This window comes from Streptomyces mirabilis (assembly GCF_018310535.1).
Taxonomy (GTDB): Bacteria; Actinomycetota; Actinomycetes; order Streptomycetales; family Streptomycetaceae; genus Streptomyces.
Genome location: NZ_CP074102.1, coordinates 1,086,220 through 1,112,117, shown reverse-complemented (window position 1 = coordinate 1,112,117; position 25,898 = coordinate 1,086,220). Strand labels below are relative to the sequence as shown.

Sequence of the window (25,898 nt, the reverse complement as noted above, 5' to 3'; positions counted from 1 at the left end):
GATCCGAACGACATACCTGGTCAACTACCGGTGCCCCTCCTGCGGCTATCAGTCCACCGGGAATGCCACCGAGGAGACCCCGGCATAGCAGAAACAGGAGTAACCCAAATGCTTGCGGAATCCCTCGACTTCAACGGGTGGGCCACGGCGTACGTCGAAATGACCGGTCCGGGCGATTATTCGATCACAATGATCGATGAGGGATCGCTGGGATCCGCTGCCTCCATGGAGACGCTCTCGTTCAGGCTGCCCGCCACGGCCGATCCCGGTGCCGGAACGGATCAGGACGCGCCCATCATCGAAGCGGCGACAGACGAGCTTGCCGACTATGGATACGTACCCGTCTCCGACTGGAGAGGAAGCGACGGCCGCTTCACCGTGAAGGTCGGTATCACCGAGTGGAAGATGGATGAACTGCAGGAGACTCTGTACCGGGAGTAGACCGGCAGACGGTAGCCCCGACGCTGTCGGCCCCTTGGCGACACTTCGCCTCAACTCGTCAGGGCTTCGGCCTGGGCTTTGCTGCCAGAGTTCGGCGCGCGGCTGGGGGCCGTGATCACGGCTTTGCCGGAGGGGATGGTCGCCGGCCTGCCCCGCGGTGCCGCCGAGGATCTTGCCCGCTTCGTCGCGAGGCCGGCGACGCTGCGCTGACCTGATAGCTGACCGTGGCGCTACACGTCGCCCGGTGCCGAGCGCTGCGCTCAGCCGGGACGTGACCTGTGCCGTTTCGGCCCTCGTGGCACGATGTGGTCCGCCTTCATGCAGGCCCCCGCCATAGGGGCTTCCTGTGATAGCAGGTGAGAGGTGAGGGACCCCCGTCGGTTGGCTCCGGCGGGGGTGCCTGCGTTCGGGGTGGCCTGAGGGCGACGACTACGTCCCCGGGCTTGAGGTTGCGTGTCTCCGAGCCGGTTTCCTCGACGACGCCGAGGAACTCGTGGCCCATGTGGAGGGGGGTGTCGGTGGGCTGCTGGACTTTCGGGTCGGCAACGTCTTCGACGCGTACGTCTTCGGCCGCGTACATCAGGGTGGCTCGCGCGAGCGGAACTCCTTGGGAAAGGTGGTTACGGGGAGGGCGGTCAGCGGGGTTCGAGACGCAGGGTGGAGTTGCGGGCCCGGTCGGTCAGGACGTGCTCGACGATGCTCGTGTACCGCCCGTACTTCTCCCGGTAGGCCGCGTCCACGTCGGCGTACTCGCCGGGATCGGCTTGGTGGAAGGCGACCTCGGCCCGGACACCTCCCGCCTCGATACGTCCCTGGTGGCGCGACTGCGTGCCCCGGTTCCACGGGCCGTCCACGCCCTTGACCGAGCGGACGTAGATGTGGTAGACCGCCCGCACGACCCACATGGTCACCGGGGCGCGGAGTGTGCCGTCGGCGCGTTCGGACTCAAGGTCCAGTTCCTCCGCCACGCCGACCTTCATGAGATCCGAGTCGTTCCAGGTGGTCATAGTCCCCACCTTCCGTGGGTAGCGGTGTTCAGTCTTCTGCGGGGCGCCGAGGGGTGAGTCCTGGCGGTTGTCGCCCTGCGGAGGTCGCCGGCGTGGCGCGACTCGACGACCAGCGCCGCGTCGGCGTCGTCGGCCCGGGCTGTGACGGCACTTCGCGGTGCGCGGGCGCGCGTCACGCCTTCAGATCGGCGAAGGTCGCGCCGTCGATCACGAACCGGTAGCGGACGTCGGAGGCGAGGATCCGCTCGTAGGCGGTGTTGATGTCCTGCGCGCCGATCATCTCGATGTCGGCCGTCACCCCGTGCTCGGCCGCGAAGTCGAGCATCTCTTGCGTCTCGGCGATGCCACCGAACAGCGACCCCACGTAGGACCGCCCGTTCTGGCGCAGAGTGAGGACGTCCATCGGCATCGGCTCGGTCGTCACTCCGACGTTCACCATGGTGCCGTGCAGGCGCAGCATCCCGAGGTAGTCGGGGAGCGACACCGGCGCGCTGACGGTGTTGAGGATGATGTCGAAGGTGTTCGCCAGCTCGGACGCCGAGCCGTCGCCGGTCACGGCGTAGTGGTCCGCGCCGAGAGCCGTGGCGGCCCCGCGCTTGCTGTCGGACTGGGACAGGACGGTCACGTCGGCGCCCATGGCCTTGGCCATCTTCACGCCGAGGTGACCCGGGCCGCCGAGGCCGACGACGGCGACCTTGGTGCCCTGACGGGCGCCGAATCGCTTGAGAGGGGCGTACACGGTGATGCCGGCGCACAGTAGCGGAGCGGCTGCCGCTGCTTGAGACCGGGTTTCGCGGGATGCGCGGCATGAGGCTGGTGCGGAGATCTCTGATGGCGCCTCTCGGTACGCTGGAAGACTTCTTGGACCCACTGGCAGCTTCAGACTGGCTGAGCCGGGGGACTGGCCCTACTGCAGCGGTTGGCCTGCCGGGTGGTGTCCAACTCGCGTTCCTTCACGTCCCGGACGGTGAGGTCGACTGCGCGGGCGACGAGCCAGACGCGCGATCTCGTCAGTTTGACGATTTTCCCTATCTGGTGGAGCCCTCGGTGGGAGGCTGTGTTCGTGCACGCCTTCATCTCTCACAACCACCGCGACAAGCCCCAAGTGACGCCACTTGCCGCCCGCTTGCGGCTGCTCGGCGTGGACGTCTGGCTCGATTCATGGAAGATCCGACCTGGGGATCGGATCCCCGGCAAGGTCAACGAGGCGCTGGGGCTCGTAGACACCGTCATGGTCTTCTGGTCCGCCAACTCTTCGAAGTCCCCTTGGGTGAACACAGAGTGGGAGGCCGCCCTCACACGGCGACTGCGGGATGACTCTGTCCGCGTCATCCCGGTTGTCCTCGACGACACCCCGCTTCCGCCGCTCCTTGAGCCGATCATGTGGGTTTCCGTGGTTGACGGTGATGTCGATCGAGCTGCTCGGGAACTCGTAGGTGTGGACTCCCAAGCAGAACTCGTGAAGACGATGCAGCGGACGGTTGAGGAGTCCGGACTGGAGTACAGGTACTTCCATGGGTTCGGCGTCATCGTTGGCTGTCCCCGGTGCGGAGCTCCAAGTTCGAAGTTGGAAGGCTGGAGCGCCGTTGATCACGTCCGAGACGACATGTACGCGGGAGTTCGTTGTACTGAATGTGGGTGGGACGAGGGCGGCGAAGTCTGACTACACCGCGCACACCGCACAGAGTTTCGTCAGGGCCAACGCGCCGTGGCGTTGGCCCTCGTCATAGGGGCAGTGGTGAGACGACGACGCCCCGCTGGAGATGCTCCCGCGGGGCCTCGTCGCGCAGAGGGCTACGAGGTCGTGTGGCACCTGGCGGCACCGTTGTACTCCGGATCTCCGCTTTCGAGCACGCGCAGCAAGGATGCCGTGACCACACGTGTCGTACGGCCGATGCGTAGCACGCGGCATGGGAACTCCCCGCGGCGTACCAGGTCGTAGCCCTTCGCCCGCGAGAATCCCAATACCTTCGAAGCGTCCTCCACGCTCCCCGTTCCGTCCCAGGTGGCGCGGATGCGCGTAGGGCTGTATCGGGTGCCTTGCACCTCATTTATCTGTCCGTGCAATTCGGATTCTCCAATATTTAGGACGGTGCTGCTTGCGTGCAGCCGATGAGGTTTGAAACTGCCGAAAACGTGCGGCGTCGATGCCTGAGGCGAGTCAGTGGACCAAGGTGACCTTGAGCTCCCACGGCACTTGGAGCTGTGCAGCGCAGAGCGCTGACGGAAGCGTGACGCGTTGAATGATGGCCGTCTTGGGGATCCCTTTCGACGTACGGGCAGATAGTGGCGGTGGACCATCAATGATCCGCGGGATCGCCGGTTTGGCTAATGGGCGATCCTGCGCTATGTTGCTCCGCTTCGAAGCTGTCTGCGCCCACTCATGTGACCGGCTGTTGCAGCGCTGGCCCCGCGTCTTACTCGTTTTGGCAGCCACTTCCGTCTGAGCCGCCGTCTGGTTTCATCTGGTGTACCGTCCACCGACACATCAGTGGTCGCAAGGTAGTTGGAGGGCTGCTCGGTGATCGAACTGGAGATCCCAGAGATCTACTGGGACGAGGAGAAGGGAGTGCGCCTGCTGGTCGAGTACTTCACCCGACGACGCTCACGCGGTGACCTGTTCTATTCCGGTGCGCACTTTGAGCGCGTGGGCGGGGGCGGGGACGCCGAGCACGTCGCGGACCGCTTCGACAGCAACGACCTGGTGGCCATCACCACGCTCAGTGTCTCCCTCGAGCCGCACGGGGCAATTAACTTGGTGACCGACCCCGACGGGCACTGGGCGCGCCTGCTGTCGCTTGTCCCTCGTGGCGCACGTTTGGAGAATCCTGGAAGCGATGCGCTCATAGCGGAGGGCGGACCCGCGTGGGAGTTGTGGGAACGCCTGGCCGGCAGCAAGCAGCACCCCAGCAAGCCCGACGGCAGCGGCCCGGTTGTCGCAGGCAAATTGCTGGCCCGCAAGCGTCCCCACCTGATCCCCATCTACGACATCCGCATCAAGCAATTCTTCGAGCGGCCGAAGACGGACCACTCCTTCTGGGCCGCGCTGGCTGCGGCCTTGCGGGCGGACAACGGCGCCCTCCACGATCAGTTGGTCCGTCTCCGCGACAAGGCGGGTATCGGTGAGGACATCGGCGTCCTGCGTGTGTTCGACGTCATCGCCTGGATGCATCAAGGCCGGCAGGGCAGGTTGCGATGAACTGAGAGTGCGGAACGTGGGCTCTTGTCCGTTTCGTGGTTGAGGTTGGGGAAGGGCCGCTGGTCGCGGGTGGGGGGTGGTCCTCAGGCGCCGGGGCAGGCGAACAGGCCGGGTTCGGGTTCGATGAGGATGCCCCGGCTGACCAGGCGTTTCAGTTTGCAGCGGATGCCTTCGGTGTTCTTCGGGAGGATCGGCAGGTCGAGGGCCTGGCAGAGGTCGCGGGCGCGTATCGGCCGGCCCGCGTCGGTCAGGGCGGTAAGGATCTGCTGGTAGGCGGGGTGGTCCGGGATGTCGGGGCGGTCCGGCCCGGTGGAGGGTGAGGGCAGCGGGAGAGTGAGGAGGGTCTTGCGGGTGATGCGCAGGTTCTCGCTCTCCGCGTCGAGTTCGCCGAGCTGCCGGGTGAGCTCTTCGATGCGGGCCCGGAACTGCCCGGCCTGGTCGTCCAGTTCGCGTTCGCGGGTCTCGATGTGTTCCAGGATGACTTTGACCTGCGGGTTCTCGCTCATGCGGTCCTCCAGGAGGCGCTGGTGGCTCCGGTGAGGCGACGGCTCATGACGGAGGCCATCGCCCACAGAACGCGGGAGCGGGAGGAGGCGGGGCGGTGTTCGTAGTCGCGTACGAGACGGCGGTAGAACATCAGGATCCCGTTCGTCTGCTCCACGATCCACCGTTTGGCCTGTGGAACGAAGCCCTTGTCGTCCGGGTTGCGCTCGACGATCTCGACGTCGATACCCACGTTCTTGCCGTGCTCGACGACCTTCTTCTTGAAGCCCTGGTCGACCAGGGCCTTTTTCACCGTGTCGCACTGCTCGGTGACAGCGTCCAGCAGGGCGATGCCGGCGGTGTTCTCGTGCGCGGAGGCGGGCAGGACGACGCAGTCAATGACGAGGCCCAGCACGTCCACGGCCAGGCATCTCTTCCTGCCCGGCACCCTTTTCGCGGCGTCCCGGCCCGTCGTCGTGGCCGGGACGCCGACGGCCACGTGGATGCTCTGCGTGTCCAGGACCACCAGGCTCGGGTCGGCTAATCGTTTCCGCTTCTCCCGCAGCTGCCAGCGCAGCAGGTCGTGAATGTCCTGGTCGGTGCCCTCGTCGCGCCAGAGGTAGAAGTAGTACTTCACCGCTCCGGGCGGGGGCATGTCATGGGGCAGGAACTCCCACTGACAACCCGTGCGGTTCTGGTAGAGGATGGCGTTCACGATCTCCCGCATCGCGTACTTCCCCTGATGCCCGCTGACCGACGGATGCCGGGCCTTCCATGCCGTGATCACGGGTTCGACGAGCTCCCACTGCTCATCGGTGAGATCGCTCGGGTACGGCTTGCGCATGCTCATGCCACAACTCAAGCGAACCCCGAACGCCTGACCGGCAGCGATGCCCCAACGTCACACCATCGAGCGATGACAAGCCGGGCGGAACGCCACATCCCGCACTCTGAGAGGTGATGAGGTGGCAGAGGAGCGTCGACGAGGCCGCTGAGGGCCGATCAGCGAATGCTGGCTACTTGTCCGGACGCGGGCCGGCACTGGCGTAGTAGAAGGCTCGTGCCTGTTTGACGCTGTCCCGGGTGGCGCCATGTTCCGCTCCGTCGACATTCAGCGGCGGGTGCAGATTGGAGATCAGTTCCTTCTCCACTGGGACAGGGTCGGCGTGCTCACTCCAGGTGAGGGTGAGGTGTTGGTGCATCCAGTGGGTGAGGCGCTGCTCGTCCTTGGGGAACAGGACGACACGGTCGGTCCAGGTAGTGCGATAGCCCTCGGTTGGCATGAGGAGTCCGGCCAGGGTCCGGCGCAGGGTGGACCGTCCGGAGTCCCTCAGGTGGTTAGACACGACGCGGGACCGCAGTCGGCTGGCCTTGCCCAGGTAGAGCAGCCGGCGTCCGGCATCGCCCGAGTTGACCGGTCCGGTGAAGCAAGCCAGGACCTCGGGCGGCGCCCACCAGGCGTACACCCCTGCGGTCGTGGGCAGGGCGGTAGCCGAGCGGCTGAGGGAGCGGGGTGCGGAGAACAGATCGGCTGTGGCCTTCTGAATGGTCACGTCGTCGCGCATAAGAGCACCCTAGGTGCGACGAGCATTCGTCCGCTTCCGGCCCGTGCAGAAGTGGCGGTCAGGTGCCGATTCGTCGGTGGCCTTCCCCAGGGGACCGGACGTACCAGGGCGGCGGCCCGGCCCTATGGCAGCCCCCCCGCCGCTGTTCGACCTCCATTAAAGGCAGCCTCCGGGGACGTTGTCGGGCCTCACTGTCAGTGGTGCCACATACCCTGAATGGGCACCTCGGTCGGCTCCTCGTCGACGGGTCGTGTTCAGCAAGGAGGGTGGGGCCATGGCTGATCGCAAGACCGTGACGCGCCAGACATTCATCGGTGAGAAAGGCATCGCCCTGATCGAACGACGTTGTCTGGAGATGGGTCACCTCTTTCACCCCCGACGAGTCGATCACGGCATTGACGGGCACATCGATCTGGTCGACCCCGACAGTCGGGCCGTTCTGAACCTGACCCTGCTAGTCCAGAGCAAAGCGCAGGACCGGCGCTTCTCGGGTGAGACGGACGACGGCTTCCACTACGTCTGCGATCAGCGAGACCTTGACCACTGGCTGTCCGGCAACTCGCCGGTCATCTTGGTCCTTTCCCACCCTGAGAGCCATGAGGCGTGGTGGGCGGAGGTCAAGGCGGCGTTCCCGGACGCGGTCAGCCGTGCTAGCCGTGTTGTGCATATCGACAAACACACCCAGCGCTTCGACAGGGACGCCGCCCAGGCACTGCTGCGCTTGGCGATGCCGCGGACGGCGGGCCTGTACCTGCCGCCCGCGCGGACGACCGAAGTGCTGACCACGAATCTGCTGCCCGTCATGGAGATGCCGCCGACCGTGTATCTGGCCCCGGCAGCCTTCACCGACTACCGCGCGGCCGGTGCCGCCCTGGATGCACGGGGCCGGCGCGAGTCCGGCTGGATGCTGCGGGAGGGACTGGTGCTGTCCTTCCGCAGCTTGCGGGACTCGCCTCTGCGGGTGCTCTGCGATGGAGATCCCGAGCGGCACGAGACCAGAGAGTGGGCGGACAGCGACGACCTCGACACCCAGTACCGCTTTGCTGATCTGCTCTCCCGGTCCGTTCAGGACTCCTATCCGGAACTGCGGTGGCACAAGGGCTGTAAGCACATGCACTTCCGCGCGACCTCACACCTGGGGCCCCGCAAAGAGGGCAGGGGACCCGGGTCACGCGGCCGGACCGTGTTCGGTCCGCACACCTCTAAGGCCGATCCGCAGCGCGTTGGCTTCTACCACCACGCTGCATTGCGCACGAGATTTCGGCGCCTGGACGGAGTCTGGTATTGCCAGCTGGAACCGGACTATTGCTTCACCACCGACGGGTACACCGAGCACCCCTACGCCGACCGACTTATTGCGGGGATCAAACGCCTGGACCGGCACCCGGCGGTCCGAGGCTGGACCCTCGTGTGGGCCAACTATCTGCGCAAGGAGGCGGACTTGTTCACCGAACCGCGGCCCGTACAGTTCGGCGAGCTCGCCACCGTGACGGTCGATCGAGGTATCGACGATCGATCCTGGGGACCGGCTCCGTCCGCGGTCGCACCCGAGCCCGACCAGGACTTGTCCGCTACAGGGCAGGAAAGCCTCGACACCCTTCTGGCTGTCGCGGATACGGACACCCAGGATCTCCTCGACCTGATTCAGGACGGCGACGAAGATACCGACGTCCCTCGACGAAGGAATCCCGGCAGCAAGGCTAGATCTGCAGGACTGCGGACGCCTCGTCAGGGACGGGCGAGCGGTGCGAGGCGAAGCCGGTGATGCACTCGGTGGTCCTTGACGAACCTGAACTGGAATTCGGCGGAGCGGCCCGGCACATCGATCCGCGGTTCGGGATCACGAACTACGGCCCCGCCGACCTCAGCGCGGCCGATGCTCCCCGAGCGATCCGTGTCGGCCTGGTCGGTCCTGCGGATCAACTCGACGGGCTACGCCGATGGCTGGAGCGCTGCCGGGAACCCATCGCGGCCAAGGACGAGAAGTACCCGCATCTCTTCCCGGAATTCCCCGGGTGCGATACCGACCGTGGCCTGCACACCACCCTGGTCTTCAGCGACCGCAACACACGCGTGATCAGCAGCCGCGATCTGCGCGCCATCGAGACCGTCAGTCAGCCAGCAGCCCTCACTAAAGCCGTGAGCATCTACGCTGAAGAGATCAGGGCGCTGGCTGATGAGAATCGCGTCGATGTACTCCTGGTCGCCAGACCCGAGCAGCTTATCGACATCGCCAGCCGATCAGCTCGCGGCCGGGAGCAGGCCAGCGACCTCCCCACTCAGGACACGCTCGACGACCCACCCCCGGCCCGGTTCGCCAACTTCCACGACTTGCTCAAAGCGCGGCTGCTGCATCTGCGTCAACCAATCCAGATCATCCGCCGCAGTACCTGGGACGAAGCCACCCAGCCTCCCGAGGGCCACAGTCGCCAGGACAAGGCCAGCCGGGCATGGAACCTGCATGTTGCCCTCTACTACAAGGCCGGCGGTGTCCCGTGGCGCCTCCTGCGCAATCCCGCTGATCTCACGACCTGCTACGTCGGTGTCGCGTTCTACCGCAACGTCGACGGAAGCACCTTGAGCACCTCCGTCGCGCAAGTATTCAACGAACGCGGTGACGGAGTGATCGTGCGCGGAGGGCCGGCGAGGATCAGCCGCACCGACCGTCAACCCCACCTGGCCCGCGCCGACGCGCACGCACTCCTGGTCCATGCCCTAGACGCCTACCGACGCGAACACCACACTGCACCCGCGCGCATCGTGCTGCACAAGACCTCGGCCTTCACCGACGATGAGGTGGGCGGCTTCCAGGACGCCGCAGACGAACGGTTCATCGACACGCTGGACATGAGCTGGATCACCAGCAGTGAAGGAGCTGCTGCCTACCGACCCGGCGACGCACCGCCCCTGCGCGGCACCCTCATCACCCTCGGCGAGCGTGAACTTGTGCTGTACGCCACAGGCAGCATCGAATTCTACCGAACCTACCCCGGCATGTACATTCCACGCCCGATCGGTATCAGGCCCGTGGGCCCCACCCGGAACCCACGCGAACTGGCCGCCGAAGTCCTCGCTCTGACCAAGATGAACTGGAACCAGACCCGTCTGGACGGGCGTCTCCCCGTCACCCTACGCACGGCCAACCAGGTCAAATCCGTGCTGCGCTTCTGCCCGCACGACCAGGCTGTCGCCACCCGCTACGCTCACTACATGTAGTCAGCCGACCGGGCCCTTCCCTGTACGTCGGCTCGGGCCGCAGTCCGTTCCGGTCCCACTGCACGCGGAACCGGACTTCGTGCGCTCGCGTGGCGGCACCCGGTCCACCTCGACGGCTCCGACGAGGACACGTCACCCTGGTCGGCCTGCTCATCACGGCATGATCCCGTCGGCGGCAGCAAGGGCGAGACGGTGTCGGGGAAGCTCGATTCGCGGGATCTTGGAGTTTCTCGCCAGCGGCGAGGGTCCAGGCGATGCTGTACCGCTCCGCCTATAACCTGCCCGGAGTCGACGCGGTTGCGGTCAGCACGAGCAATCGTCGATCACTTGCGGGAGCGGGTCGGCGCCCTCGCGTCCGGCGGTGAGTTGCAAACAGTCTGCGAACACCTCGACGAGGACGCCAGAACGATTTCCGTGGCCCTGAGGACCCAGCAAACCTAGTCCTCGTCTCACTGTCAGCCCTGCCCCCTAAGATTCGTTCTGCGGGGGTTCGATGCTCCTGAATGCGGGCGTTGGGCCACAGCAGGCGCAGGTGTGCGCTAAAGAGACGTAGGCGGGGAGTCGCATGCTGGAAGGCCGGTGGACGGCGGTCACCGAGTCCGAGCACGAGCACGAGCGTCGCGGCCTAGAAGCGATCCGCAGGCGCCTGCCGGACGAGGAGCCGTGGCGCGCCTGGTCGAACTTCACGTTCACCGCGAACAGCGGACATGTCCGCGAGATCGATCTTCTGGTGACCTCACCGGCCGGGGTGTTCCTCCTCGAGCTGAAGGACTGGCACGGCTCGGTACACGGCGGCGGCAACGACTGGGTGCAGACCACGCCCGGCGGGACCCAGCGGCGACACGGCAACCCCCTGCACCTGGCGAACCGGAAGGCCAAGGAACTGTCCGGCCTGATCAACGACGTCTCCGGCCGGCCCGGGGATCGGCCGAAGATCTGGGTGGGTGAGGCGGTCTGCTTCACCGATGACAAGCTCCGTGTGAACCTTCCGGCCGCTGATCTGAACGGCGTGTTCACGGTCAAGCAGCTCGTGGACATGCTCACCGAGCCGCCGGGAGACGCCCGGCGCCGGATAACGGCCGAGACGTCTCGCCATGTCGACGCGGCCCTGAAGAAGCTCGGCATCGCACCGATCCGCCGCCAGTACGAGGTGGGCTCCTATCTCCTGGAGGCGAAGGCGTTCGACTCCGGACCCACCTGGGCCGACTATCTGGGCCGCCACTCCCAGCTGCACGATCTGGCGCGGGTACGGGTCTTCCTCAGTGAGCGCGGTGCCTCCGACGCCGAGCGGCGTTCGGTGGAGCGGGCCGCCGCTCGCGAGGCGCTGGTGCTCAGCCGGTTCCGGCACCCGGGCGCGGTGCAGCTGAAAAGTTACCTGCCGTCGGGGCATCCGGCTGGGCCGGCGATCCTCTTCGACTACCACCCGGAGACGCTGCGACTGGACGGCTTTCTGGTGCAGCACGGGGAGCAGCTGGACCTGAGGGGCCGGCTCGCGCTTGTGCGGCAGCTTGCCGAGACGGTGCGCTCCGCGCACTCCCGCCGTGTCCATCACCGCACGCTGTCCGCACACGCGGTGCACGTCATTCCGCGTGACCGAGGCCCGCGCGGGCGGGAGCTCGGCGAGGAGCAGCGCTGGCTGAGTCCGTGGCCTCAGATCGCGGACTGGCAGATCGCCACCGGGCAAAGCGACAGCCGCGGTCGGCCCCTGACACTGGCTCCTTCCAATGTGTCCGGGTTCCACGTCTCGGAGCAGGCTGATCCGTATCTGGCACCGGAGCTGAGAGTTCCGAAGGCCGATCCGGTGCGCCTCGATGTGTACGGGCTCGGTGTCCTCACGTATCTGCTGGTCACCGGGCAGGCGCCAGGTGCAAGCCAGAGTGAGGTCATGGTTCGCTTGGAATCCGGCGAGAGTCTGCGTCCAAGCGCCTTGGTTGACGGACTCAACCCGGACATCGATGACTTGGTGGAGGCGTCCACCGCGTACGAACCGGGCCGACGTCTGTCCACGGTCGACGATTTCCTGGAAATGCTGGAGTACGTCGAGCAGGCATTCACCGAAAAGGACTCCGCTGGCGGGAACGCGGCTGTAGGTGCGGGCGGGGGCGGCGGGCCGGCATCGGAGACGGTCGAGGGTCAGAGCGAGCCGGAGAAGGACCCGCTGGAGGCGGTGGCTGGAGATGTACTGGCCGGGCGTTGGGAGGTTGTGCGTCGGCTCGGCACGGGATCGACCTCACGGGCGTTTCTGGTGCGGGATCTCGCGGGCGAGCCGCGGCGCAGCGGCACCCTGCCGGTGGCTGTGCTGAAGGTTGCGCTGAGCGAGGCCAAGCATGGGGTCCTGGACCGGGAGGCCGCGGTCCTGGGTCGAATCCACCGGGATTCCAGCATCATCGCGCTGTACGAGCGGGAGCCACTCACTCTCGCGGGTCGTCGGGTAGTCGCTCTCGAATACGTGGGCGACAGCCGAGAGCTGAAGGAGCAGGACCGTGGCGACGGGAAGGGCCCCAGGCGGCGTGAGGACACCGTCGCCCGCCAGCTGCGGGACAACGGCCGCCTGGGCATGGACCAGCTGGAGGCGTACGGGAAGTACCTGTTCGGCGCGGTGGAGCACCTGGAGGCGGAAGGAATCTGGCATCGCGACCTGAAGCCGGACAACATCGCGATTCGGATCCGTCCGAACGGCACCCGGCAGCTCGTGCTGATCGACTTCTCCCTCGCCGGATACCCGGCGAGGGAGATCGATGCGGGCACCGAGGGCTACCTCGACCCGTTCCTGGGGATCATCACGCGCGGCTCGTACGACGGTCACGCCGAGCGGTACGCGCTGGCGGTGACGTTGCACGAGATGGCGTCGAACGAGCTGCCCCGATGGGGCGACGGCGGGATCACGGCCAGGCAGACCGATTCGAAGGAGTGGCCGTACCCGCAGCTCGCGGCGGACGCCTTCGAGCCGGCGGTGCGCGACGGCCTGGTCGCCTTCTTCCGTAAGGCCCTGGCCCGGGACGTGAAGGACCGGTTCTCGGACCTGAAGCCGATGGAGCGTGCCTGGCAGGCGCTCTTCCTCGACGCGCAGCGGACGACGGCCCCGAGCTCCGGGCACGGTACGGCGGAAAGCACCGTGGGCGCGGGGGAAGCCGGGCCTCAGATCGGACGGGAGGACGACGACGCGTCCGCCGAGCAGGTTCGTGACCAGCAGGCGGCGAGGGCCGACCGTACGACGCCTCTGTCCGTAGCGGGCCTGACGCTCTCCGCGCAGTCTCAGTTGTTCGCCATGGGGCTGAACACTGTCGGGGACGTGCTGGAGTACTCGGCGAGGAAGTTCCTCACCGCGCCGGGTATGGGTTCGCGTACCCGGGAGGAGATCCAGTGCCGGCAGAAGGAGTGGAACCTCCGCCTCGGCAAGGCGGCCCCCGCGCCACTGAGCGCAGAGGCCCGCAAGGCCGCCGGCCAGGAGATCACCGAGCTGGAACAGGCGGTAGCCGAATCAGTCGACGTCAGCGGCGGAGACGTCACCGACCCGCAGCTTCTGAGCGCACTGAGCCTGGACGCGCTCGCCGCCCGTTTGGTGCCGAGGCCGTCCGGCGGCAGTGCTCGCTCCAACGCTAAGGAGCGGGAGGCAGTCCGACTGTTGCTGCGGCTGCCCGACGAGGTGGGCAAGCTGCCCGAGGGCCTGGCGTGGGTCCGGCAGCGGGACGTCGCCGTCTTGGTGGGTCTGACCGCGGGCCGTATCCCGCAGATCGTGAAGAAGGCTCGCGAGCGCTGGTACGAAGACCCGGCCCTGGGGCTGTTGCGCGAACAGGTGGTGGACCTCCTTGCCGAGCGCGGCCGGGTGGCCCCGGTGATCGAACTTGCCGATGCACTGATCGCCCGGCGCGGCACCCAGCACGTGGAGCGGCGTGACCGGCGCGCGCTCGCCCTGTCGCTGCTGCGCGCGGTGGTGGAGCGGGAGAGCTACGACAACGAGTCCCCGCCGCTGTTCCGTTACTTCCACGCCCGGATGCCCAAGGGCGCCGATCCGGTGCTCGGCCTGCTCGCTCTGGATGTCCGGGAGGGCGTGGACGGCCCCGACACCCCGACACTGCCCGCCCTGCAGGACTACGCGCTCAACCTGGGCGCGCGGGCCGACCGGCTCGCGGCGCTCGAATCCCTGCCGACGGCGAGCACGGTACTCACCGAGCTGGACGCGGTGCGACGGCCGCCGGGCAGCCTGGGCTGGGACGAGCGACGCACCGCCGAGATCGCGGTCGCCGCCTCCACACGGGCCGCCCTCACCCCGCGCTTGGAGATCTATCCGCGCGAACTGGACCTGGTGCGCGCGCTGAGGATCACCCAGGCCGGTGTGGTCGCTGTGCAGCCGAGCGTTGAGGAGGAGCGGCAGCCGGGCTTGACGGTTGACGCCCTGCACAAGCGGGTCGCCACCCGCTTCCCCGAGCTGGGCACCGATCCGCTGGCTCCACGCGAGCTGCCCACGGGCAGCGCCCTGGTCCGCGACCTGAAGCAGGCCGGCTTCGAACTGAAGCTGGCCACCCGCTACGACAAGGTGCTCCGCCTCATCCCGGACCGTCCGTCCGGGGACGCCACCGCCGGGCTGACCTCGGCGAGTTGGGGCGCCTCGTCGGCGCGCCGCTCCGCGCCCACCCAGTACGACGCAGACACGGCCGTCGCCGCCGCCGTCAAGGCCGAGCAGCGGCTCGCGCACTCGGCACAGCAGGACGGCTTCCGGGTTCTGACCGTGCCCCAGAGGCGCGCCGAGGAAGCGGTGCGGCGGCTGGCAGGCGAGCCGTACGGGGTACGGCCGGTGTCGCTGACCGGACTCTTCGTGGACGAACTGCGCGGCGTGGTCGGCGATTCGGCCCGTCCGACCTGGCAGACCGTCCTCAAGGCGGACGCCGCCGAACCGGGCAGCCGGGCCCACCAGCAGCTGCGCATCCGCACCGACAAGGCGTGGGGGCGCATCGAACCGCGGCTGCAAGAACAGCTGGCGCAGGGGCACGGCCCGCTGCTCCTCACCGACACCGCGGTACTCGCTCGGTATGACGCTCTGGATCTGCTCGGGCGGCTCGCGGAGGAAGCGCGGCAGGGCGTTAGCCCGCTGTGGTTGCTCGTTGCCCAGTCTGACCCGGCGCGGGCGCCGCGGCTGGCTGGGCAGAGCGTGCCGTACCAGGCAGGGTTCGACGAGTGGATCGTCGTGCCCGACGCTTGGGTAGCGCGCAAGCACCTCGCGCCCGACGCCTGACCCGCTTCCTCCCTTCTGACCCGACCTTCTCCCGTCTTCTCCCCTTTCTCCACAGGAGCCGTTCGTGATCGACCGCAAGAGTCTCCTCGCCGACCTGCAGAAGCAGGTCAAGGCGGCAGAGACCGACCTTGAGCAGCAGGTCAAAGCCGTCCCCGCGGTCGGGACGCGGCTGCGCGGCGAGTATGAGCAGGCCCGGAAGCTGGGCCGTACAGCGGCGACGTGGAACGCCTGGCTCGGCGAGCGGATCACCCAGGTTGCGGTGGCCTGGGTGCTCGGCACGGTCTTCGTCCGGTTCAGCGAGGACAACCGGCTGATCGAGGAGCCGTACATCACCGCGCCCGCAGTAGCCGGGCGGGAGACCGCCCAGGCGCGGTACGACGAATACCTGGAGAAGGACGCCGACCCGACCTACCGAGGGTGGCTAGAGACCGCGTTCGCCGAGTTGGGTACCGGGCAGGCCGGGCGGCTGCTCTTCGACCGCGAGCACAACCCGCTGTACCAGATCCCGCTCTCTCACGACGGGGCGGGCGCGCTGCTCTCGTTCTGGCGGGAGCAGCGCGCTGGCGAGGGTGAGAACGGCGACAGCGAGCCGGTGCTCGTGCACGACTTCACGGACCCGCTGAGCGAGGACGGCACCGAGGGCTGGGACACTCACTTCCTGGGCGACCTGTACCAGGACCTGAGCGAGGCGGCCCGCAAGACGTACGCACTGCTACAGACGCCGGAGTTCGTCGAAGAGTTTATCCTCGACCGGACAATGACCCCTGCTGTGCGGGAGTTCGGCTTCGCAGAGCTGAAGATGATCGACCCGACCTGCGGGTCCGGACACTTCGTGCTCACCGCGTTCCGGCGGCTGGTGCGAATGTGGGCCGATCAGCGGCCCGAGGTGGGCCCGTACGAGCGCGTGCGGGCGGCCCTCGGCTCCGTGCACGGGGTTGACCTCAACCCGTTTGCGGTCGCGGTGGCCCGCTTCCGGCTCCTGGTCGCAGCGATGGCTGCGAGCAGCATGCGGACGTTCGAGGAAGCGCGGCAGTACGAGTGGCCGATCCAGCTCGCAGTCGGCGACTCACTCATCAAGGACCGTCAGCTGGAGCTGCAGTTGGGGCTCGGGCTCGAGGCGGAGGGCAGCGGCCCGGCTGGTGACCCGCTGGCTGATTTCTCGTACGCGACGGAGGACGTGCACGAGTACCCCGAGATCCTGCAGCAGGGGCGCTACCACGTGGTGGTGGGGAACCCGCCGTACATCACGGTCAAGGACAAGAAGCTCAACCAGCTGTACCGGGAGCTGTACGACGCGTGCGCGGGAACGTACGCGCTATCCATCCCCTTTGCCCAGCGGTTCTTCGAACTGGCCAAGCGGGGTGGGGCCGACGGAAACGGCTATGGCATGGTCGGCCAGATCACGGCAAACTCCTTCATGAAGCGAGAGTTCGGCACGAAGCTCATCGAGGAGTATTTCGCGCACAAAGTCGAACTCACCGAAGTCATCGACACGTCGGGGGCATACATTCCGGGGCACGGGACACCGACGGTGATTCTCGTGGGGCGGCCGAGGGAGGGATCGAAGCGGCAGGCGACGATCCGAACGGTGCGGAGTGTGCAGGGTGAGCCTTCGGCTCCGGAGAAGGCGGAGGAGGGGTTGGTGTGGCGGGCAATCGTCGAGCAGATCAATTCTCCTGGCTCGCCATGTCAATGGGTATCGGTTGGCGATCTCCATCGGGAACGCTACTTCTCGAAGCAACCGTGGATTCTCACGGATGGCGGCCTGGAGCTCAACCAGTCCATTGCATCTGCAGCGCTGGGTGGCCTGCGTAGCATCCTGTCTCGTCCGATTGGTTTCGCCAGCTTCCCTGGCCAGGATGACGCTTTCATCAGCACGCCTGCTGCTCTGGAACGCAAGGGCATCGAAAGTGGCGTGGCACGTGATCTGATCATTGGCGAAGTAGTCAGGGACTGGGAAACTCGATGTGTCGAATCAGCTATCGTGCCCTACTCGGCGGATCTGAAGTCCCTACCGTGGGATGAGCACAGCCCATGGGGGCGAATCCTGTGGCCTCTCCGCACCCAACTTCAGTCGACCAAGGATTTCGATGGGAAATCTCAGGCCGACACGGGTAAGGAATGGTGGGCCTGGTATCGGTGGGTGCCGGAGCGTTACGCCACGCCTTTGTCGCTCACCTTCGCTTTTGTGGCAACGCACAATCACTTTGTGTTGGATCGGGGCGGGAAAGTGTTCAATCGTTCCGCTCCGGTGATTAAGTTGCAAGAGGGGGCAACAGAAGAGGAGCACGTGCGGCTACTTGGGCTGCTCAATAGCTCCACAGCCGGGTTCTGGCTCCGCCAAGTGAGCCACGACAAGGGGCGTCCAGGTGCTGACACGGCTGGTGCCGATGAGCCCTGGGAGCATCGATTCGAATTCACAGGGACGAAGCTCGAAGAATTCCCACTCCCTGCAGAGTATCCCGTAGCACTCTCAGCCGAGCTGGACACCTTGGCTCGCCAGCTTTCCGCGTCTACTCCCGCAGCGCTCACCAACAGAGACACTCCCACTGCCGCCACCCTTCGCGACGCTCAAGCCCACTATGAGTCGACTCGTGCTCGAATGATCGCGCTACAGGAAGAGCTCGACTGGCAAGTTTACACCCTCTACGGCTTGCTGGACGAGGCGCTCTTTTCAGACCCCGCAAATGTTCCAGAAATCGCCCCAGCGGAACGGGCATTTGCTATCGCGCTCGCCCGTAAGTTGGAACGTGGCGAGGTAAGTACATCTTGGTTCCGTCACCACAATCACAAGTTCACGCCGATCACAGAGATTCCCACACACTGGCCCGCCGACTACCGCGCTCTCGTGCAAAAACGCATCGAGGTCATCGAGTCGAACCGCGCCATCGGCATGGTGGAGCGTCCCGAGTACAAGCGGCGCTGGGCGACCGACGGTTGGGACGCAATGCGGCAGAAGGCGCTGATGTCCTGGCTCCTCGACCGGGTCGAGGATCGCACGCACTGGTTCGACGCCAGCGGCAACCCCACTGTCACCACCGTCGCCCGCCTCGCCGAAAGTCTGTCTGCCGACGAGGACTTCGCGTCCGTCGCCGAGCTGTACGCGCCCAGGCAGGACCTCGCGAAGACCGTACGCGAGCTGCTGTCCGAGGAACACGTGCCGTTCGTGTCCGCGTTGCGATACAAGCCGGCCGGGCTAAAGAAGCGCGCCGACTGGGAGCACGTGTGGGAGTTGCAGCGTGAGGAGGACGCCGAGCCGGACGAGCTCGCAAAGCGGAAGATCCGCAAGCGCACCCCTGTGCCACCGAAGTACACATCCTCTCCTCCCGACTTCCTGAGGCCGAGTTACTGGCGCAACCGCGGCAAACTCGACGTACCCAAGGAGCGGTTCGTGTCGTACGGCACGGTCAACGCGCAGTCGCCGGAGCTGTACGGGTGGGCCGGCTGGGACCACCTGGAGCAGGCTCTCGCCCTCGCCTCGTACATCCAGCAGGCCGGGCTCGGTGACGACGACCTCCCGCCCTACCTGGCCGGCCTGCTTGAGCTGCAACCGTGGCTGGAGCAGTGGTACGGCGAGTACGACCCGGAGTTCGGGGCATCGCCGGCCGCCGAAATCCTGGCGTTCCGTCAGCAGAAGCAGGGCGAGCTCGGTTTGACCGATGACGCACTGCGAGCCTGGCGCCCGGTCGCCGCCACCCGTGGGGGCGGCGCGAGGAAGGCCGTCGCGCCGAAGAAGCGCACCGGTGCGAAGGCCGCCGTCCAGATGTCCGACACGGACACCGTTACCGATGCCTTCACCGGCGCAGAGTCCGACTGACCAGGGCGAGGAGCTAAGACACCATGGCATTCATGAGCAGGAACAACTCTCGCACTGAGGACCGGCCGCTGCTGCGGGAGTTGATCGACATCCCGGAGTCGGTGTCCACCTCCGACTTCGTGCTGAAGTTGAACGAGGCGGTCACCCCCGAGGGGGCCGAGGCGGCACTGAAGGACTACGTCGTCACCGACCGGCTGCTCGGCAACTTCGACGAGGCCCTCGACCTGATTAAGTCTGCGCTCGACAGTCGCTCGTCGAAGGCTGCCTATCTGCACGGCTCGTTCGGTTCCGGTAAGTCGCACTTCATGGCGGTGCTGTACGCGTTGCTGTCGCGGAACCAGGCCGCCCGGGAGCGCGGCGACCTCGACCCGGTGCGGGCCCGACACTCCTGGCTGGACGCGGACGACCGCAAGTTCCTGCTGGTGCCGTACCACATGCTGGGCTCCAAGTCCCTGGAGCAACGTGTGCTCGGCAAGTACGTGGAGCACGTACGCAAACTGCACCCCGGCTGCCTGCTGCCGCAGGTCTACCGGACCGACGGGCTCTTCGAGGACTTCGCCGAGCAGCGCCGCCGCAATGGCGACGACCGGGTGATCGAGCAGCTCGCTGACGCCGATGACGGCCAGATGGACGAGTGGGGCGACTCCTTCGCCTGGACCACCGAGCTGCTGGACCAGGCAACGAACGCACCGGAGGAGCACGAGAACACCAAGGATCTCGACCTGGAGAACCCCTCCACGCCGCGGGAACTGCGGGCCCGTCTCGTGCAGGACCTCACCCAGACCCTGTTCCCGTCGTTCTCGCGCAACGCCTCCGAGGACGCCGACGGGTTCGTCTCCCTGGACAAGGGGCTCGGCATCATCGCCGCGCACGCCAAGTCTCTCGGCTACGACGGGCTCGTCCTCTTCATGGACGAGCTGATCCTGTGGCTGGCCTCCCGCATCCACGACCAGAGGTTCGTCTCACGCGAAGCCGACAAGATCACTAACTTCGTGGAGGGCGGTGACGAGCGGCGCGCCATCCCGGTGGTGTCGTTCATCGCCCGCCAGCGTGACCTGCGCGAACTGGTCGGCGAAGAGATGTCGGGGGCCGCCGAGGCTGCCGTGCAGGACAGTCTGAAGCTCAGCGGCGGGCGATTCGACAAGATCGTTCTGGAGGACCGCAACCTCCCGCAGATCGCGCAGGCCCGTCTACTCAAGCCCGCTACCCCCGAGGCCGAGGCGAAGGTGGAGGCGGCGTTCGCTGAGGCCAAGAAGCTCGGCCCGGATGTGTGGGACACCCTGCTTGGTCACGACAAGTCCACGACCGGCGCAGATGAGGACGCCTTCCGGCGGACGTACCCGTTCCCGCCGGCGTTCATGGACACCCTGGTGCACATCTCCGGCGCGCTGCAGCGCTCCCGCACCGGCCTGAAGCTGATGAGTCAGCTGCTCGTCGACCACCGCGACGACTGGCGGCTCGGGCAGCTTGTGCCGCTCGGCGATCTGTATCCGGCGATCGCGGGCGGCGGCGACAAGGCGTTCAGCGGGGAGACCAGCGTCCACTTCGAGGCCGCCGACAAGCTGTACCGGGACAAGCTCCGCCCGTACCTGCTGAAGACCAACCAGGTCACCGAGGACCAGGCCGAAGCGTACCGACGCCGTCCTGATGCCCTCGGCGACCCGCAGCTCGCCGCCCGCTGCCGCGACTTCACCGGCGACAGTCGACTCCTGCAGACCGTGCTGCTCTCCGCACTCGCGCCCAGCGTGCCCGCGCTCGCCGACCTCACCCTGGCGCGGCTGCACGCCCTCAACCACGGTTCCATCACCACCCGCATCGCGGGCACCGAAGTCGGCCGTCTCGAGCAGAAGGCGAAGGAGTGGGCGGCGACCTTCCCGGAGATCAAGGTCATCGGTACCGGGCCAGGTGCGGTGGTCCGTCTGGAGCTCACCGGCGTCGACCTGGACGCTGTCCTCGCCAACGCCCAGGTCCACAACAACCTGGGCAACCGGCGTGCCAAGATGCGCAGCCTGCTCAAGGACGCGCTCGGCGTCGGTGACGGGCCCGGCGGCTTCGACGCGTACGACGTGCTCGACCTGGTGTGGAAGGGCACCGAACGGCAGGTCGAGGTGGTCTTCGGCAACGTCGCCGACGTCGACTCGCTGTCCGAGGCGACCTTGCGGCCCAGCCAGGACGCCGCCTGGCGACTCGTCGTCGATTTCCCGTACGACGAGGGCGAGTTCGGTCCGATGGACGACCTGCAGCGGCTGCGTTCCCTGCGGGAGAAGCCGGGCGGCGACTCGCGCACTCTGGCCTGGCTACCCACCCACCTGACCGACGCCTCCCGCAGTGACTTCGAGCGTCTCGTCGTCATCGACAAGGCCCTCGCTGACGAGGCCCGCTTCGACTCCGACTTCGCACGCAGCCTCAACGCCGACGACAAGGCGCGCGCCAAGAGCATGCTGCAGTCGCAGCGTGACATCCTCACCGAGCGCGTCACCCAGGGGCTGCGGCAGGCGTACGGGCTCGCACAGAAGCAGGAAGGGGTCGTCGACCTCGGCTTCGACACCCACCTGGTCGCCCAGCAAGACGTGCCCGAGCTTCGGCTTCCGCTCGGCGCGCCGCTGGACGCCGCCGCCCGCGACCTGGCCGGCAAGCTGCTCGCCCACCAGTACCCCGCCCACCCCGACCTGGACCCCGACGGCACCGGCAAGCCCGTGAAGCCCGCCGAGATCAGGACCGTCTTCGAGTACGTACGCAAGGCCGCCGAAGACCGCGACGGACAGGTCGAGGTCGACGGCAAGGACCGCGGGACCATGGCGCGGATCGCGGGCGGCCTCGGCCTCGGCGCCATGCGGGAGGCGTACTACCGGCAGTCCACCACCTGGCCCGACCACTTCACCAGCCAGGCCCGGCGGGACGGCACCGCAGAACCGACCCTGGTCAAACTCTCCGACTGGAGCGACCTTCCCGAACCGCGCGGACTGCCCGAGCCGCTGCGCCGACTGCTCGCCGCCGCCTACGCGGAGACAACCGACCGGGTGTGGGTGCGCGGCGGCGTCCCCGTCGAACCCGCGCCCGCACCGCACGAACTGAAGCGGGACTACGCCCTGCGCGAGCAGCCTCTGCCCAGTGAGGAAGACTGGACAAAGGCGCGCAAGCGGTACGAGACCATCCTCGGGGACCGGGCGCCGCAACTGCGGCGCGGGCGGATCGTCAACCAGTTCGCCGGACAGATCAAGCAGGCGGCCGCAGCGCTCGCCCAGGACGCCGGGCGGCTCGTCGGGGAACTGGAGAAGCACCGCGCCTTCCTCCGCCTCGACGACGACTCGCCCCGCCTCGTCCTCGCCAGGCGGGCGCAGGAGCTGGTGAAGTCGGTGACGGAAACCAGCGTCGAGGCCAAGACCGTCGTTGACCGGCTCGCATGCTTCGACCTCGGCGACTTCACCGCACACCGGTACGGGATGTCCCTCAAGAGCGCCGGGAAGGTCGCCGCCGCGCTGCAGAACACGAGCTGGGACCAGTTGGGCCTGGCCGACACCCTCGGTGTGGACGGCGCGGCCGTCCTGGAGCGGGTGCGGGATGCCGCCGCCGGCGATCCGGGGGACTATCCCGATCTGCCTGGAGTGCTGCATGCCGGCGGCCGGGAAGTGCTGTCCCTGCTGAGGTCTCGGCAGGGCACAGCCGAGCGTCCCCAACCGCCCGCTACCCCGATGCCGAGTTCCGACAGTGTGGACCTGAACGGTGGCTCCGCCCACCCGCAGGTGCTGCCGGAGCCGGTGGCCCAGCCGGGGCCCCGCACACCGTCGCGGTCCGTGGCCCGCTCCGGCGGTGGGCGGACTACCGCCGCACGGGCCGCCGCCGAGCTGCAGGCGGAGATCGCGGCGCTCGCGGCCGAGAACCCCAACGCCATCGTCGAGGTCGTCTGGAAGGTCGTCGACTGATGTCCGACACCGTCACGACGGCACCCACGACCGCCGGTCCCGCCCGGCTGCCCGCGGGAACTGTTCGCCAGTACCTCGCTGCCCGCAGCCGGCTCGGCGACGGCACGGTCCGAGTCCTGCTGCTGCGGGCTGATCCCGCCTGGGACGGACCCGCCGTGCAGCAGACGGCGGGCGGGCTGCGGGCGCGGGTGGCCGTCGCGCCCTCGGTGCTCGCCGTCCACGAGCAGATCCTGGGCCACCTCGACGCGGCGACTGCCCCCGACCCCAAGGTCCTGGTCGTCCTCACCGACCGCGAGGACACCGACCTCGACCCTGGGCTGCTCGCCCGCGTCTACGGCGGAAGGATCCGGTCCGTCGACAACTGGGAGGTCGTGCAGGAGGCGTTCGACGCGCGCGGTCTCGACGGGCGGCTGCGCGGCGAGACTTGGGCGGCCGAAGCGCTCCTCGATGCGGCGGCCACCCGCGGCTGGCCTTCGCTGGGCAAGGGAGTACTCTCCCGCGACGAAGCCCTCACCCGGCTGGCCAGGCGCCGGCTCAGGCTCGGCCGCCACGACACGGACGCGCTTGGGGGGCCAGCCGCACATGACGACGGAGACCGCATCGACCCCGTTGCGCTGTTCCGGTGGACCCTCACCCCTGGCGGCCCCGACCTTCTGCGCGACCTCCGCGGACCAGAACGGGCCGGCCTGGCCCGCTTCCTCGCCGAACCCGAACAGGGCGGATCCACCGGCAAGATCATCACCGCCCTGGTGGACGCCGAGCACGGAGCGGACGCAGCCGCGTACGCGGTCGTCTGCGCCGCCCTATGGGGGCACGCGGAGGCCGACCACGACCTGTACCGGGCGCGGGGGCGAGCCGAGCGGTGGCTCGGCGAACAGCCACCCGCCCAGGGCGAGGAACTCGACAGACTCCTGGCTTCCTTCGGACACAGCGGCGAGGCGTACGTCCGCGGTCTAGTCGACCGGGGCGAGCACCGGCTCGCCGACCCGGTCCTGACCCGGGCCGCACAGCTCGTCGCCCAGTTCGGGGCGCAGGCCGCCGCCGCTGCCAGCCCGCTGCTCCCGGCCGGACTCGACGCCCGGTTCACAGCCGCGGGCCGCGCCTTCACCGACGGCGGCACCGAGACGGTCACGGCCGCCGTCACCGCGCTAGCCGACCACGCCCTGGCCGCCGACGGCGCCACCACGGCCCGTATCGAGCGAGTACGGATGGCGGCGCGGCTGCGGCAGTGGCTCGCCGGCCAGCCAGGGGCCGACGTCGCCTCGGTGGCCGACGGCACCGCCCGCCAGATCCGCGAACTCGGCTGGGTGGACCGGGCCTTGGAACACCTGGAAGCCGGCGGCGACTCGGACGACGTACTCGCCGACGCGTACAGCCGGATCGGCGCCCAAGCGCGGGACAAGCGCCGCGAGCTGGACCGCGCATTCTCCGAGCGGCTCGCGGTGTGGACCGCGGACGGCACCGCCCCCGGCGCCATGCTCACCGTGGAGAGCTTCCTGAACCGCGTCGTCGCACCCGTCGTGGCCTGCACCGGCCGACGGGTCCTGCTCCTCCTCATCGACGGGATGAGCGCGGCGATAGCAGCCGAGCTCGGCGCAGAACTGCGCGGACAGTGGGCGGAGTTCGACCCGCTGCCCGACGCGACCGGAGCGCCCGTCCGGCGTGCCGTGGCCGCCGCGCTGCCCACGCTCACCGCCGTATCCCGCACCTCGTTGTTCGCGGGCACCCTGATGAAGGGCGACCAGAGCGACGAGAAACGGCTCTTCCCCCAGCACCCCTGCTGGAACGGAGCCCCGGCGGCCGTCTTCCACAAGGACGACCTGCGCGGCCCCGACACCGGCTCGCCCTTCTCCACCGCCCTCACCGAAGCACTCGCCGACGAACGCACCCATGTCGCGGTCGTCCTCAACACCGTCGACGACCGCCTCGCCAAGGAGCAAAAACTCGGCGACGGCGCATGGCAGACCAAGGAGATCGCCGGCCTGGACCCGCTGCTGCGGGCCGCTCGCGCGAACGGCATGACCGTGCTCCTCACCTCCGACCACGGCCATGTGATCGAGCGGCGCGGCAACAAGATCGACGCGGCCGGCAGCACCATAGGGTCGGCCCGTCACCGCACCCCCGGCGGGCCCGTCACACCGGCCGAGATCGAGCTGTCCGGACCACGGGTGGTCTGGCCGGAGCCCGGATCGCGGATCGTCGCGCTGCGAGACCACGACACGCGGTACACCGCGCTCAAGGCGGGCTACCACGGCGGGGCGACCCTCGCCGAGTTCACCATTCCACTGCTCGCCCTGCTGCCCTTCGGCGCCGAGCCGCCGACCGGATGGCGGGAGCTGGGCGACCCGACACCCTCCTGGTGGACGGAGGACGCCGAGGGCGGTGCCGCAGTCGAGCCCGGCGCCAAGAACGAAGCTGACGCTGGTGCCGTGCCCGACGCCTCCGTGGCGAGCCCGCGCCGCAAGCAGAGCAGGAAGGCCGCCCCGCCCGTGCCCGAGGGCGCTATCAGTTTGTTCGGCGAGGACGAGGTGGCGACCCCCGCACCACAGGAACCCGCCGACTCCGCGGCCGAGCCTGAGACCACATCCTCCTCCGACGAGTCCGAAGACCCTGCTGTCGCCCTGGTCGAGCGCCTCATGGCCACCGAGCTGTATCAGGCACAGCTGGACCTGCTCGCCCGTAAGCCACGCGATAAGACCGTCCTCCCGAAGGCGCTGGCCGTGCTCGTCGAGGCCGGCACCCTGCCGATGACCGCTCTTGCCGAAAGAGCGGGCCAGCCCGCCACCCGTGCCCCCGGCTTCGCTGCGACCCTGGCCCAGGTTCTCAACTACGACGGGGCTCAGATCCTGGAGATCCTCCCCGACAATCGAACCCTGCGCCTGCATCGCGCGCAGCTGATCGAGCAGTTCGGGCTGTGAACCGGCGTACTGCAGTTGCGACGGGCGGGCCGGTTTCCCGGCCCGCCCGGTCCGCGTATCGGCGGCCGGGCGTCCGCATCGGTGTTCGGCCGGGTG

At 67.9% G+C, this 25,898-nt stretch carries 14 protein-coding genes and 2 pseudogenes; 9 read left to right on the top strand and 7 right to left on the bottom strand.

What is annotated here, in order from left to right:
- Positions 1-108 precede the first annotated feature (108 nt).
- Positions 109-441, top strand: coding sequence for a hypothetical protein (locus tag SMIR_RS05110; RefSeq protein ID WP_212726664.1), 333 nt, complete (start codon positions 109-111; stop codon positions 439-441).
- A 421-nt stretch (positions 442-862) separates the two neighbouring features.
- On the opposite strand, the pseudogene SMIR_RS05105 reads toward SMIR_RS05110, so the two are convergent.
- From SMIR_RS05105 to SMIR_RS05095, 3 genes and pseudogenes are all read right to left on the bottom strand, one after another.
- Positions 863-1,021, bottom strand: a pseudogene (locus SMIR_RS05105) (alcohol dehydrogenase catalytic domain-containing protein); the annotation flags it as partial.
- A 55-nt stretch (positions 1,022-1,076) separates the two neighbouring features.
- Entirely contained in the window at positions 1,077-1,448 is a 372-nt protein-coding gene (locus SMIR_RS05100; RefSeq protein WP_212726663.1) for a DUF2255 family protein, read from the bottom strand.
- A 172-nt stretch (positions 1,449-1,620) separates the two neighbouring features.
- Positions 1,621-2,217: pseudogene (locus SMIR_RS05095) on the bottom strand (zinc-binding dehydrogenase); the annotation flags it as partial.
- Positions 2,218-2,511: 294 nt separating this feature from the next.
- Between SMIR_RS05095 and SMIR_RS05090 the strand changes: the two are divergent.
- Positions 2,512-3,111, top strand: coding sequence for a toll/interleukin-1 receptor domain-containing protein (locus SMIR_RS05090; RefSeq protein ID WP_212726662.1), 600 nt, complete (start codon positions 2,512-2,514; stop codon positions 3,109-3,111).
- Positions 3,112-3,242: 131 nt separating this feature from the next.
- On the opposite strand, the gene SMIR_RS43280 is transcribed toward SMIR_RS05090, so the two are convergent.
- The gene (locus SMIR_RS43280) at positions 3,243-3,749 is read right to left on the bottom strand and encodes a helix-turn-helix domain-containing protein (protein ID WP_249938362.1); all 507 of its coding nucleotides are present in this window, start codon (positions 3,747-3,749) and stop codon (positions 3,243-3,245) included.
- A gap of 220 nt (positions 3,750-3,969) precedes the next feature.
- Between SMIR_RS43280 and SMIR_RS05080 the strand changes: the two genes are divergently transcribed.
- The gene (locus SMIR_RS05080) at positions 3,970-4,647 is read left to right on the top strand and encodes a DUF6308 family protein (RefSeq protein WP_212726661.1); all 678 of its coding nucleotides are present in this window, start codon (positions 3,970-3,972) and stop codon (positions 4,645-4,647) included.
- A gap of 83 nt (positions 4,648-4,730) precedes the next feature.
- On the opposite strand, the gene SMIR_RS05075 is transcribed toward SMIR_RS05080, so the two are convergent.
- The 3 genes from SMIR_RS05075 to SMIR_RS05065 all read right to left on the bottom strand — a co-directional run bounded on the left by SMIR_RS05075 (position 4,731) and on the right by SMIR_RS05065 (position 6,683).
- Complete coding sequence (locus SMIR_RS05075; protein ID WP_212726660.1) at positions 4,731-5,153, bottom strand: hypothetical protein; 423 nt, start codon at positions 5,151-5,153, stop codon at positions 4,731-4,733.
- Positions 5,150-5,980, bottom strand: coding sequence for an IS5 family transposase (locus tag SMIR_RS05070; RefSeq protein ID WP_212726659.1), 831 nt, complete (start codon positions 5,978-5,980; stop codon positions 5,150-5,152). Before SMIR_RS05070 ends, SMIR_RS05075 begins: the two co-directional genes overlap by 4 nt.
- A 166-nt stretch (positions 5,981-6,146) precedes the next feature.
- Positions 6,147-6,683, bottom strand: coding sequence for a GIY-YIG nuclease family protein (locus SMIR_RS05065; protein WP_249938361.1), 537 nt, complete (start codon positions 6,681-6,683; stop codon positions 6,147-6,149).
- 286 nt (positions 6,684-6,969) lie between these two features.
- Here SMIR_RS05065 and SMIR_RS05060 point away from each other — a divergent pair, with 286 nt between their 5' ends.
- The 6 genes from SMIR_RS05060 (at position 6,970) to pglZ (ending at position 25,802) form a co-directional block, all read left to right on the top strand.
- Positions 6,970-8,460, top strand: coding sequence for a DUF4365 domain-containing protein (locus SMIR_RS05060; RefSeq protein WP_212726657.1), 1,491 nt, complete (start codon positions 6,970-6,972; stop codon positions 8,458-8,460).
- Positions 8,460-9,911: an argonaute/piwi family protein gene (locus SMIR_RS05055; protein WP_212726656.1), complete on the top strand. Its 1,452-nt coding sequence runs from the start codon at positions 8,460-8,462 to the stop codon at positions 9,909-9,911. The genes SMIR_RS05060 and SMIR_RS05055 overlap by 1 nt, the downstream gene beginning before the upstream one ends.
- A gap of 565 nt (positions 9,912-10,476) precedes the next feature.
- A complete protein-coding gene (gene pglW / locus SMIR_RS05050; RefSeq protein WP_212726655.1) occupies positions 10,477-15,144 on the top strand; it encodes a BREX system serine/threonine kinase PglW in 4,668 nt (1,555 codons plus the stop codon).
- Positions 15,145-15,208: 64 nt separating this feature from the next.
- Complete coding sequence (gene pglX, locus SMIR_RS05045) at positions 15,209-18,961, top strand: BREX-2 system adenine-specific DNA-methyltransferase PglX (protein ID WP_212726654.1); 3,753 nt, start codon at positions 15,209-15,211, stop codon at positions 18,959-18,961.
- Between the two features lie 23 nt (positions 18,962-18,984).
- Positions 18,985-22,884: a BREX-2 system ATPase PglY gene (pglY, locus tag SMIR_RS05040; protein ID WP_212726653.1), complete on the top strand. Its 3,900-nt coding sequence runs from the start codon at positions 18,985-18,987 to the stop codon at positions 22,882-22,884.
- The gene (gene pglZ / locus SMIR_RS05035; protein WP_212726652.1) at positions 22,884-25,802 is read left to right on the top strand and encodes a BREX-2 system phosphatase PglZ; all 2,919 of its coding nucleotides are present in this window, start codon (positions 22,884-22,886) and stop codon (positions 25,800-25,802) included. The genes pglY and pglZ overlap by 1 nt, the downstream gene beginning before the upstream one ends.
- The last annotated feature ends 96 nt before the right edge of the window (positions 25,803-25,898 follow it).